This window comes from uncultured Shewanella sp., assembly GCF_947491715.1.
In the GTDB taxonomy this organism is placed as follows: Bacteria; Pseudomonadota; Gammaproteobacteria; order Enterobacterales; family Shewanellaceae; genus Shewanella.
Genome location: NZ_CANLKR010000001.1, coordinates 296,323 through 309,554, shown reverse-complemented (window position 1 = coordinate 309,554; position 13,232 = coordinate 296,323). Strand labels below are relative to the sequence as shown.

The following is a 13,232-nucleotide window of genomic DNA, read 5'->3' as shown; positions in this document are numbered from 1 at the left end:
GGATTTTGCTTTCTTTCACTTCTACGCTGATTATATAAATTGAATTAGCTTGGTACTATTTATTTCTTCTCAAGTCATAAAACAACGCAATATCATCTCGGGCGCTATTGGCAATACCCTTGAATGGTATGACTTTGCAGTTTATGGCACGATGGCGCCTATCATTGGTAAACTTTTCTTTCCCAGTAGCGATCCTTTCACATCTCTTCTAGCGGCATTTGCTGTACTAGCCGTTGGTTATATTGCCCGTCCCTTAGGTGGAGTATTACTTGGCCATATGGCTGATAAAATGGGGAGAAAGCCTGCACTGATCTGTTCTGTCATCATGATGGGAGCAGGTACCACTGCCATTGCCTTTCTTCCCACCCATGCAGAAATCGGCTCCATGGCCGCTATATTACTTATTATTTTAAGGATCCTTCAAGGTTTATCCGTTGGTGGAGAATACCCAAGCTCCATTGTTTTTCTTGCTGAACATTCGTCTATTGATAAACGCGGATTTAACACCAGTTGGCCAATGTTTGGCAGTGTTATCGGCTTTCTTTTAGGTTCGGCTATCTGTTCTCTCTTTAGTAACTTGTTAAGTGCTGACGCATTCCAAGCATGGGGATGGCGCATTCCTTTTTTAATCGGCGCACTCATTGCCGTCTGTGCTACGTTATTTCGTCGCCATATGACCGAATCAAGCTCTTTTGATCATGCTAAACCCATCGATACTATCCCCTTTATCGTCGCTATTCGTGATCATTGGCAAGAAATATTGCAAATAATCTGTTTATCACTGGTCAATGCAGTAGGCTTTTACCTGCTTTGGGTTTACGCCATCTCTTATTTAACAGAACAAATGCATGTGTCGACATCTAATGCATTAAACATTAACACCTTAAGTCTCATCATTCTTCTTCCTGTGATAACATTTAGCGCTATTTTGTCTGATAAAGTGGGGCGAAAACCCCTATTATACTTTGTAGCATTAGGCGCATTATTCTTTTCATGGCCATTATGGTGGATGATGCATCATCACAATTTTTGGATGATTTTGGCTGGACAAGCAGGTTTCTCACTCCTTTTCGGCGTAGGCTATTCAGGATTGTCGGCTGTTATGGTTGAAATTTTACCGACAAAAGTCCGTTGTAGTGCCTCTGGGATCGGATATAATTTGTGCATGGGGATTTTTGGCGGCACCACCCCATTGGTCGCCACCTATTTACTCGAACGCACTTCGAATGATTTTTCTCCCGCCTATTATCTCATGGCAACCGCAGTGCTTTCCCTCGTTGTCACCTTCTTTATTACCGAAACGGCTGGAAAAGCACTTCCAGATTAAAGTACTCATTCGGATATCAACTCAAGTACTATTATTCAACCACACGCAAAGCTATTTCATCAAATTTTTCACTATTAGGCATATCTAACTCATGAGGCATAGACATGTTACTCCCTGTTTTTGCGTATTGACTAAAGGTTAACTCTAACACTGAAGGTAACGAATCATCGATTCTGATCGCCGCAATATTATTGGCATGAATATGGACTAAGGGGAGCTTGAACCTTTCGATGAAAGAGCGAATACGCTCTAAGTGAACATCACAATAATGAAACTCAATCGCCATTCCAGTGATCCTATCTTGATTCTCAATCAAACTTTCAAGGATCCTGTATTCAGAAGACTCTATATCTATTTTAAGAAAAATATTTTTATAATCTGTATCTTTAAAGACTTCATCCATACTGCAATGAACCCCACCTGCATTCAATCCTACAAACTTTTCAATGTGATGCTTATTTCCAGTAAAGAATTTTTTATAAGAGTTATAGACCTTTATCCAATGTAATAAAGGTTTTGGTCGATGAAACCGTCTAAATGCATTTTTAATATTCTTAAAAAAAACTTTCTTACTAACAGACGCATCATAGGCATAAACAGGCACATCATTATATTGACAAAAGTCACTTTCAAAGCTCCAATCATCATTGATCCCTAAACCTATTAACACATCAGACTTATCAATATCACTTTTCGATACTAAATAGCCGCCATCATAATCTCGGCCCACTCTCACTAAATCTAAAGCGGTAGTAAACTTCATAAAGTTTGGCAATAATCCTACAAGCATTTTGTCTCCTTAGACATTAATGATAAAGATAAACTGTTCTAAAATAAAACACAAAAAAAAAGCCACTTAAATACATTTTAAGCAACTACCCCCAGCCTTAATATTATAGAAAACAAGATATAATTAAAGTTGAGCTTATTATCATAAACCAATAACAAAAACAGTCAAAACAAAAATCACATAAATGCAAGATAATAAATTAAATTTTATTTAAATAAACGTAAAGGCACATCGAAAACACTTTTCGCTGATATTTAAATGTCATTTAAAAACAACAAAGTAAGTTTACTATAAAATTATTCCCTATCTATGAACGATTAAAGAAAGCTCACTAACAAATGTGAACATTAAGTAGCATAAAAAGCATATAAATGACGATTAATTACATCATTAATATACAAACGCATTGAAATAAATTAGCTATTACCTTACTTATTTTCAAACCTTAATATAGCATCAGTATAAAAACATAAATAAAATAAATAACAACTTTTCATTTAAAATGAGTAAAGTGTTACTTTCAGTTTATGGATTATGGAATAGAGAAAGTAACAACTATCAGTTGCCGAATTCTCTAAATAATTGACATCATGCACTAACAATCATAAATCTTATACCATATTCTATTGAAAAATAAATTTTTAATATCTAATCAAGACATATAGTTTCTACTTAAAATAAATCAAAACTCGGTATAGCCGCTTTTTCTGGGAAATGCCTAAGATAGTGCCTAAGATAGACATCCATGATTAATTTCTAAAAATGCCTAAGATAGACTGCCTAAGAAATGCCTAAAAAAGACATCCATGATTAATTTCTAACAATATAGTCCAAAATCCTCATGCTAAAAATCGACTCTTTGAGCTTCCTCACTGATTTAAAGATTACTTTAACATCAAAACTGTCAGTAGCTTTATAAAAACTATTAAGTTATATGAATTTCAATAAAGATAAGCAACTGAGCTATTATCAGAAAATGTTCAGAGCGATATAAAGATAGGGAGGATACATGACTAGAGCTAAGTACTCGTCAAACCCCATTAAGCGCTATCAAGCCAACGATGGCAATTCCCAGCACCTTGTCGTCGTTTTCGTTCTAGATGCGCACAATAAGCATCCAATTCTTGTAAACTGCCAACAGGACCTTTAAATAAACGCGTAAATTCGGTCGTCAATTTAAGCCAATTTTCTTGTGGAATATTCAATCGATTGAGGATTGGCATTGCCACATCACTTATCACACCGCGCTTATCTGCACGATTCTCATTGTAAATAATACGACCCGTTTCATCCACTAACTGCAAATAATCTTTAAGATGAAATAACAAACCTTTCGGTTCTTCTCGTGTTTCATTACCTACAAAATCAAGTAATTCTGTTGGCTGTTCGCCTTTTAATACGGCCTTTATTCGACGCTGAATACTGGTAAAATCTGACTGCTCGACCGTATCGGCCATTTTCGCACGAATAGGATTCAAATCCACATAAGCCATACAAGCAAGCACAGCAGCCTCATCAAGTAATGCTTGAGATTTAAATCTCCCTTCCCAAAAACGACCACTACACTTGTCCTCAAAATTCGCTTTTCTTGCAATAGGCTCATTCAATGCCCTCATAAACCAGCTTATATCACTTAAACGACTACGGTATTTAGCAATAGTTTCTGATAATAGAACCACTTCATACTCTTCAAGTGCTAAGCCTTTAACAAACTTTCGAGTAATATCGGTACCGTTGAATAACTGATGCCAATGCTCGACAACCTCCCGTTCCGACCAAGCATTCGCCTCATAAATATCCACACAAAGAACTAAATGCAGATGGTTAGACATCACAGCATAAGCACAAATATCAATCGCAAAGATGTCACCCAATTTAAGAATACGATCTTCAACCCATGCTCGCCTATGCTCATAGGATTGACCCGTATATGCATCCTCACCGCACAAATAGGCTCGCCTGACACAACGGGAAATACAATGATAATATGGCGTATCTTCAATACTCACAATGGCTTTTCTGGCTGTTGGCATCACGTTAATCCAATCTTTCCAATCAATAATAAAAGCCTAGTTTATGAACATAAACTAGGCAATTAATTTTGGGTGTCCATGTAAAGCCTTTCAAGGTTTATCCGTAGGCGGAGAATACCCAAGCTCCATTGTTTTTCTTGCTGAACATTCATCGATTGATAAACGCGGATTTAACACCAGTTGGCCAATGTTTGGCAGTGTTATCGGCTTTCTTTTAGGATCGGCACTCTGTTCTTTGTTCAGTAACCTGTTAAGTGCCGAAGCATTCCAAGCATGGGGATGGCGCATTCCTTTTTTAATCGGCGCACTCATTGCCGTCTGCGCAACGTTATTCCGTCGCCATATGACTGAATCAAGCTCTTTTGATCATGCCAAACCCATCGATACCATCCCCTTTATCGCCGCCATTCGTGATCATTGGCGAGAAATAATGCAGATAATCTGTTTGTCACTTGTCAATGCAGTAGGATTTTATCTTCTTTGGGTTTACGCCATCTCTTACTTAACAGAACAAATGCATGTGTCAACTTCTAGTGCATTAGATATTAATACCTTAAGCCTCATCATTCTTCTTCCCGTGATTACTTTCAGTGCTATTCTGTCTGATAAAGTAGGGCGAAAACCCCTATTATACTTTGTAGCCTTGGGTGCATTATTCTTTTCATGGCCATTATGGTGGATGATGCATCATCACAATTTTTGGATGATTTTGGCTGGACAAGCAGGTTTTGCCCTCCTTTTCGGCGTAGGCTATTCAGGATTGTCAGCTGTTATGGTTGAAATTTTACCGACAAAAGTGCGTTGTAGTGCCTCTGGGATCGGCTATAACCTGTGTATGGGCATTTTTGGCGGTACCACACCGTTAGTCGCCACCTATTTACTCGAACGCACTTCGAATGATTTTTCACCCGCCTATTATCTTATGGCAACCGCAGTGCTTTCCCTCGTTGTCACCTTCTTTATCGCTGAAACCGCCGGTAAACCGCTACCCGATTAAGCCAGATCCTAAATTTTGACGCTAAACTTTGAACATATTTATAGATAAACGTTAAACATGAATTCAGGCTGATCCTCACTAAGCATAATCAAAAAAGCTCACCGCAAGCTTGCTTCCATTCTCTAATATAGTGCTACCAAAGCGGTATAATACGTTTACCGCTAGACTCTCGACTTTGGATTGCCATAATAACCGACAAAAAAGTTTGTTCTGAATCAATGTTCACTATATAATTGTTTATTATAAGATTCCCTTTATTCTATTAAACCATCCACTAACTTCTTCATGAGCTTCTAATTGAATTAAGTCATCGAGAGTCATTAATGGTGCAGCCTTTTCAGACAATACTCTTTTAATTGTACCTGCCCCCTCACCAACAATTTTTGTGTTACCAGCAGCTTTAATAGATTTTAGAAAAACTGAAAGATCTTTAGGTATATTTTTGGTTTTCCATTCTTCAACCCAACCATCATTAGAGTGCATAAATTCCTCTTCGATTGGGTAAACCTCTTTGATCAATCTTGGATGGATATAATTTTCAACCTCTAACATATTCGTTAATGCAGCCCATGATCCAGCTCTTTGGTTTACTTGATCAACTGCAATTTGATACTTTGTAACATCATTGTCGTAAATGTGCATTTCGGGTTTGTCTAATTTGGCTAGATAATTTTTATTTACCCAGTGCATCAGAGTGCCACCACCTAAAAATATAGTGAGGATCCGATCATCATTCTCTAAATCTAAATCAAATAATTTACCAATATGGCTAAAGAACTCCACATCCGTTGGACCTTCCAAGCACAGTATTGCTTTTACACCTAGATTATCAATTGATAGTGTGACATCTGGTAGCATACCTAATGTTTGTGAAATTTCTTCTAAATTTTCTTCAGTTCCTTTCTGAACAATGGGCAGGCCATCATTTTTGTTAATGAACCTAATTTTGTCAGTATTAACTAGCCCCGCAAGAGAAGGACTATGTGTTGTGATAAGTACTTGAGTATTTTCGTTTTCAGAAAGCTCAACAAGTGCATTAAACAACTCCACCTGCCAAGTTGGATGTTGTGATGTTTCGGGCTCTTCAATTGCGTAAATGACATTTCTATCATCAGCATTTTTTCTTTCTGCTTCTGCTCTAAAATAATTAAGCAATATCAGCCTTCTGACTCCACTGCCTCTCTTATTGATCGGAATCCCATCATCACAGTTAAAGGAAAATGAAAATAACGACTCCCAAGGCTTGTTAGACATTTCAGGGGAGAGTACATCAGCAATTTCTGGGCTCATTTCTTTCAGCTTTTCAAGAGTTTTTAAACCAAGCAATTCTGCTTTAGCTCGTATTTGCTCTTTCACGTCGTCAAGTTCAGCTTGTAGCTGGCTAATTGCTGTTTTAGTAATTGCTTTAAGAGGATCTTGTACTTCTTTATCAGAGTCTTTATTCGCTCTATCTGATTGAAAAATAAAAAATAATGGCAAATCTAATTTTAGTGACTCCCAAATCTTTTTCCCGTCTTCCTTGTCGATAGGAATCTCAATCTCTGAAAATTTATTTATTTCTTCTACTTCATAAATTGCTTGCCTAATTGAGGAACTTTTATTTTTCTTAACTTCATTAATATCTAGCTTGTCATCATAGTTAGTAAGTAACTTTTTCAGATCTGCAATCTTCATAGATATCAATGGGGTTTCAAATACCGTCGGATAGTTAGCTAATAGGTAGGTTTTAAGTGACGCAACTGAAAGCTTATCTTTCGAACAATCCCATATTTTTTTCACTGAGAGATTTCTACTCGAATCGAGAAGGTATTCTTTATTTAGGTCAGTTGGAACAGTATCAATTGTGTATTCTTTATTTTCAGGTTTAAAACTCACCTGAATAGCCATAAATTGCTCGTCATTTGCATGAACATTATGGTCATCAATATCTATTTTTACCGTTTCATTGTTAAAAAATATTTCTAGTGCTTCAAGTATTGTCGATTTCCCAATGTCGTTCTTACCAATGATAACATTGAAATTTTCATCAAACTCAACGCATACATTTCTATAACCACGGAAATTTGTTAACTCTAACTTTGAAATTTTCATTGATGTACTCCGTTACTTGATACTTGCGCTGGCACATAATGCTTTGCTAAGTGGAAATAAAATAGCTGGCTAAAATTAGCGAGGAACGAGAAAAAGCCAACTGTTTTTTGTCCGTTTAAGAAATTTGTTAGGTTTTTGTTACTCCGCACTAAAAATACCTAACTCTTTCATCGTCTAAGTTTGCATTTGGCGGATTCAACACTTTGACGTGGTTTAATTGATACGACTAACCCAGTTAAGACATAATTGATTTAACTGGAGATTGAAATGAAATAAATAATAGAGCAAATACAGCCAATGTCTTTAACATTAATATCCCTTTAAAATGAATGACGAATATAAACAGAAAAGCTTAATCTGCATTTCAATACCTAAATTACCTGTCAGTAAGCTACCTAAAAAAAGTGTGATATAGCATCACCCATTAATACTAAACCATCAACCTAGATCACAATTTTCATTTAAAAGAACCCAATTCGAAGAAACACTCTTTTTTTGCTTGTGATTTTTGCTTTTGTCTTTGTCTTTAAGATCCCCATCGGAGTAACTTTAACTTTTCGATAGAAAATATTGTGATTAAGACAGGATGTCGAAAATAGCCTTAGTTGAGCCAAGGACGGCGAATATGAGGCGGTAAATATTTTTGTTCATCGAAAATTGAAGTGAAATACTCCGTCGGGCGTCATGGAGATTGTAAAGAGGATAAGGACGAACAGTCCTCTTTACCCACTCTTTATTACAGGAAGGAGTGGGAACTCACGACCTTATACTCACCGCAGATGAAAAAGAAAGCTCTTCCATTAAGCGACGCTTAATCCTCCATCCCCCACTCTTTATTACAGGAAGGAGTGGGGATCCACTACCTTAGCCTGCGACAAGCAATAAATACCACCAAAAATTCAACTCACAACACACTCAATTAGAGGAGTCCATCCAGCTTTTGATTTTAAATCAGTGTAAATGCAAAAATAGCCATCGGAGGCAAGGATGCCTTCGTTGAGCCTATAGGGATATATTTACGGCGGGTTATTTTTTGTATTTGCACATAAGTCTGCTGCAGGCAATAACCCCCCATAAAGGTTCGACTTGCAAGCATACGAATCGATTAGAATAATCCAAAAAAATAAACAAAAAAATCCCTATTAGTTTTCACCAATAGGGATTTCATACTCAAGTCAATATGGGGCTAACATAAAGTTAATGCACTATTGAAACGTCATAACCCGCTCAAAGTAAGGGCTCAAGAATAGGTCTCAAGGAATACCTTATTCCCACTCAATTGTGGCTGGCGGCTTACCCGAGATATCATAGACTACGCGAGAAATACCATCGATTTCATTGATGATACGGTTAGACACACGGCCTAAGAAATCATAGGGTAAATGGGCCCAATGCGCCGTCATAAAGTCTATCGTTTCAACGGCGCGCAGCGACACCACCCAATCGTATTTACGGCCATCACCCATGACGCCCACCGAACGTACCGGTAAAAAGACCGTGAACGCTTGGCTGACTTTATTATAAAGATCAGCTTCATGTAACTCTTCAATGAAAATCGCATCGGCGCGGCGCAGTAAGTCGCAATATTCTTTTTTCACTTCACCTAACACGCGCACACCGAGTCCAGGTCCAGGAAAAGGATGACGATATAACATGTCATAAGGCAGGCCTAACTCAAGACCGACTTTACGGACTTCATCTTTAAACAGTTCACGCAAAGGCTCAACTAAACCCAGTTCCATGTCATCGGGAAGCCCGCCCACATTATGGTGCGATTTAATCACATGAGCTTTGCCTGTTGCGCTGCCTGCTGATTCAATCACATCGGGGTAAATGGTCCCTTGTGCAAGCCATTTTGCATTGGCACATTTTTTGGACTCTTCATCGAAAATATCCACGAACACATGACCAATAATTTTACGTTTAGCTTCAGGCTCCGCTTCACCTTTAAGTGCATCGAGGAAACGATTTTCAGCATCCACATGGACAATATTCAAGCCAAAGCGATCGCCGAACATATCCAGCACTTGGTTAGCTTCATTGAGGCGCAATAAGCCATTATCGACAAACACGCAGGTGAGCTTATCGCCGATGGCGCGGTGTAATAACATGGCCACCACGGAGGAATCGACGCCACCAGATAAGCCTAAAATCACTTCATCATCACCAATCTGTGCTTTTAAACGAGCAACCGCATCTTCGATAATGGAGCTGGGTTTCCAATTGGCTTCACACTGACAAATACGCAGTGCAAAGTTTTCTAACATACGCAACCCTTGGCGAGTATGGGTCACCTCTGGATGAAACTGCACGCCGTAGAAGTGCTTCTCTTCATTAGCCATGGCAGCAAATGGACAGGTGTCGGTACTGGCGACGGTGACAAAGCCTTCTGGGATCTTTGACACTTTATCACCGTGGCTCATCCACACATCAAGGAGTGGCTCACCGTCTTCGCTCAAGGCATCTTGAATATCTTTAAAGAAAGTCGACTGCGCTTCAAGTTTTACTTGCGCATAACCAAATTCGCCTTCTCCAATGCCTTCAATTACTTCGCCGCCTAATTGTGCTGACATGGTTTGCATTCCATAGCAAATACCAAGAACGGGCACACCCGCATTAAACACATATTCCGTTGCTCGAGGTGAGTTAGTCTCAGTCACACTTTCAGGGCCGCCGGCTAAAATAATGCCATTAGGCGCAAAGTCTCGGATCTGCGCTTCAGACACATCCCATGCCCACAACTCACAATAAACACCGATTTCACGAATACGACGGGCAATTAATTGGGTGTACTGAGATCCAAAATCTAAAATAAGGATCTTATGCTCATGAATATCACTCATGGAATACTTATCTCTCTGTCTGTATCAATTACATTAACAATCAAAATGGCTATGCTAAATCCCCATCACTACATACTCATAGCAATATCATCATAGCAACATAAGCATAGCCAAATAGCAGCGAGGCGGCCCTTTTACGGGCCGCCTCGACAAAAGCGTGTTACGAAGAACGGTAGTTCGGCGCTTCTTTACTCATTTGCACATCGTGTACATGGGACTCACCCATACCCGCCGAGGTCACCTTCACAAATTCGGCCTTCTCATTGAGTGCTTTAATCGTAGGGCAACCAGTCAGCCCCATACATGAACGTAACCCGCCCATATACTGATGAATAATTTCTTTTAATTTACCTTTATAAGGCACACGACCTTCAATGCCTTCAGGCACTAACTTGTCGGCAGCGTTATCGCTTTGGAAATAACGATCTGATGAGCCTTGCGTCATAGCGCCCAATGAGCCCATACCGCGATAAGATTTATACGCACGGCCCTTATACAGCTCAGTTTCACCCGGCGCTTCATCGGTTCCGGCAAACATAGAGCCTGCCATGATACACGATGCACCAGCGGCTAACGCTTTCGCTAAATCGCCTGAGAAACGAATGCCACCATCGGCAATAACAGGAATATCAAGATGCGCAATAGCGGCAGCAGCGTCCGATACCGCCGTAATTTGCGGAACACCCACACCCGTTACAATACGCGTCGTACAAATCGACCCTGGACCAATTCCCACTTTCACTGCATTGACGCCTGCTTCAACTAAGGCTAATGCCCCTTCTGCCGTGGCCACGTTACCGCCGACAATTTGAAGCTCAGGGTATTTTTCACGAGTATCACGAATACGTTGCAGCACACCTTCAGAGTGTCCATGAGAGGAATCGATTAATAATACATCCACACCAGCAGCAACCAGTGCATCGACGCGCTCTTCGTTCCCCGCACCCGCACCCACAGCGCCGCCCACACGTAAGCGACCCAGTTCATCTTTACAGGCATTGGGTTTTTGTTCGGCTTTTTGGAAATCTTTAACTGTGATCAAGCCCGTTAATTTAAAGTCGCTATCGACCACTAAGACTTTTTCTATGCGATTAGTGTGCATGAGTTTTTGCACATCCGGTAATGGCGTCCCTTCAAGCACTGTCACGAGTCTTGCTTTTGGCGTCATCACTTCATCGACCGTACGGCTCCAGTCAGTAATAAAGCGCACATCACGGCCTGTTATAATCCCCACTAATTCGTTAGCACTGGTAACCACAGGATAACCTGCAAAACCATGCTTAGCGGTTAACACCTTTAAGGTTTCAAGACTGGTATCCGGGGTCACGGTAACAGGTTGCTGTACGATACCCGCTTCGTAAATTTTAACCTTACGAACTTCCTCAGCTTGCTGCTCTATACTCATGTTTTTATGAATAAAACCCATGCCGCCTTCTTGCGCCATGGCAATGGCTAAACGCGCTTCAGTCACCGTATCCATTGCAGCGGAAACGATAGGCATGTTAAGGTCGATTTTATTGGTCAGGCGAGTTTTCAGCGAGGCAGTGTTAGGCAGAACGGTAGAGTGTGCTGGAACCAGCAACACATCATCAAAAGTTAACGCTTCTTTTTTCAATCTTAGCATGCAACATGTCCCCAAAGAGAATCGATTATTAGGTGGGTAAATATTGCGGCGAGATTATACCTTGCATATCTATTCAAGTAAATGGAAAATAGCACTGAAACTCATTAATCCGATTGCTACACTCACTCAGCCTCGAAAATAAGCTGTAATGAAATAGACTTATGCCAAAAAATAAAAACGATGTTTATACTGTCTCACGTCTCAATGGTGAAGTACGTCAGTTACTCGAAGGTCAATTGAGTCGAGTCTGGCTCAATGCAGAAATTTCTAACTTTTCTGCACCCAGTTCTGGTCATTGGTATTTAACCTTAAAAGACACGCGCTCTCAAATTCGCTGCGCCATGTTTAAAGGTCGCAACCAACAAGTGACATTTCGACCCGCAAACGGCCAGCAAGTCTTGGTTCGAGGCAATATCAGTGTCTATGAGCCCAGAGGCGATTATCAATTACTCATTGATAGTATGCAGCCAGCGGGCGATGGATTACTCGCTCAGCAATATGAAGCCTTAAAATTAAAACTCTCCTTCGAAGGTTTATTTGCCACTCATACCAAACGGGATTTACCGCAACATATACAACGTATTGGGGTGATCACTTCACCCACCGGCGCCGCCATTCGTGATATTTTACATGTGCTCGAAAGGCGCGATCCTTCTATTGAAGTCATTATTTATCCCGCACAAGTGCAAGGGGCAGTAGCTGCAAAAGGCTTGTGTCAGGCAATAGTCAATGCCAATGCTCGCAATGAAGTCGATGTATTATTACTGACTCGAGGTGGGGGATCATTAGAAGATCTTTGGTGTTTTAATGATGAAACCTTGGCGCACCATATTTATAACAGCGCCATTCCAATGATCTCGGCCGTGGGTCATGAAATTGATACCACCATCAGTGATTATGTCGCCGATCTCAGGGCGCCAACCCCTTCCGCAGCTGCCGAGTTATTGTCAAAAGATACAGTGAATAAACAACAAAAATTACTCGCTCAGCACTCACGATTAAAGCAAAGCTGGCAGCATTTTTTATTGCAAAAACAAGCTGCGACCTCCAAACTCAATCATCAATTATATCGCCACGATCCCAAACGTCGTTTGCAAACCTTCCAACAAGGCTTTGATGAGGTACAATTAAAACTCACCAATGCACTGGAACGTTATTTAAATAAACTCAACCTGAGACAACAGGCTTTATTACACCGATTAAATAATCAATCTCCCACCCATAAGCTGGAACTCAATACGAATCAATTAGCGCACCTGCATAAACGCTTGTTCGATGCCATGGGCACGTTAATGAATCAAAAAGAGCAGCAATTTAGCCACCTGACCCAACAACTCGACACCGTCAGCCCATTAGCAACACTGAGCCGTGGTTACAGTATTACCTTCGATAACCAAGGACAAGTCCTAAGAAGTACTGATGATATTGAAATAGGGGATACATTGAATACACGATTACGCTTTGGCGAAGTGCAATCGTGCGTTATTAGCAAGAAGAATATATAGCGTCACAAAACAAAAAAGGAAC

General features: G+C 40.1%; 8 protein-coding genes. 3 read left to right on the top strand and 5 right to left on the bottom strand.

Features of this window, described 5'->3' with window-relative positions; translation table 11 throughout:
• Positions 1 to 49 precede the first annotated feature (49 nt).
• Entirely contained in the window at positions 50 to 1,327 is a 1,278-nt protein-coding gene (locus Q0779_RS01345) for an MFS transporter (RefSeq protein WP_298768702.1), read from the top strand.
• Positions 1,328 to 1,358: 31 nt separating this feature from the next.
• Here the strand turns inward: Q0779_RS01345 and Q0779_RS01340 are convergent, their stop codons facing one another.
• Both Q0779_RS01340 and Q0779_RS01335 read right to left on the bottom strand, forming a co-directional pair.
• Complete coding sequence (locus Q0779_RS01340) at positions 1,359 to 2,117, bottom strand: hypothetical protein (protein WP_298768700.1); 759 nt, start codon at positions 2,115 to 2,117, stop codon at positions 1,359 to 1,361.
• Between the two features lie 1,040 nt (positions 2,118 to 3,157).
• Positions 3,158 to 4,150, bottom strand: coding sequence for a transposase (locus Q0779_RS01335; RefSeq protein ID WP_298768698.1), 993 nt, complete (start codon positions 4,148 to 4,150; stop codon positions 3,158 to 3,160).
• Between the two features lie 61 nt (positions 4,151 to 4,211).
• Here Q0779_RS01335 and Q0779_RS01330 point away from each other — a divergent pair, with 61 nt between their 5' ends.
• On the top strand, positions 4,212 to 5,147 hold the full coding sequence (locus tag Q0779_RS01330) for an MFS transporter (protein WP_298769239.1): 936 nt from the start codon (positions 4,212 to 4,214) through the stop codon (positions 5,145 to 5,147).
• Positions 5,148 to 5,387: 240 nt separating this feature from the next.
• Here the strand turns inward: Q0779_RS01330 and Q0779_RS01325 are convergent, their stop codons facing one another.
• From Q0779_RS01325 to guaB, 3 genes are all read right to left on the bottom strand, one after another.
• A complete protein-coding gene (locus Q0779_RS01325; RefSeq protein WP_298768696.1) occupies positions 5,388 to 7,238 on the bottom strand; it encodes an ATP-binding protein in 1,851 nt (616 codons plus the stop codon).
• Positions 7,239 to 8,503: 1,265 nt separating this feature from the next.
• Entirely contained in the window at positions 8,504 to 10,081 is a 1,578-nt protein-coding gene (guaA, locus tag Q0779_RS01320) for a glutamine-hydrolyzing GMP synthase (protein WP_298768694.1), read from the bottom strand.
• 160 nt (positions 10,082 to 10,241) lie between these two features.
• Positions 10,242 to 11,705 (bottom strand): IMP dehydrogenase, encoded by a 1,464-nt coding sequence (gene guaB / locus Q0779_RS01315; RefSeq protein WP_298768692.1) that lies wholly within the window; start codon positions 11,703 to 11,705, stop codon positions 10,242 to 10,244.
• Between the two features lie 161 nt (positions 11,706 to 11,866).
• On the opposite strand from guaB, the gene xseA reads away from it, so the two are divergent.
• Positions 11,867 to 13,210, top strand: coding sequence for an exodeoxyribonuclease VII large subunit (xseA, locus tag Q0779_RS01310; RefSeq protein ID WP_298768690.1), 1,344 nt, complete (start codon positions 11,867 to 11,869; stop codon positions 13,208 to 13,210).
• Positions 13,211 to 13,232 lie beyond the last annotated feature (22 nt).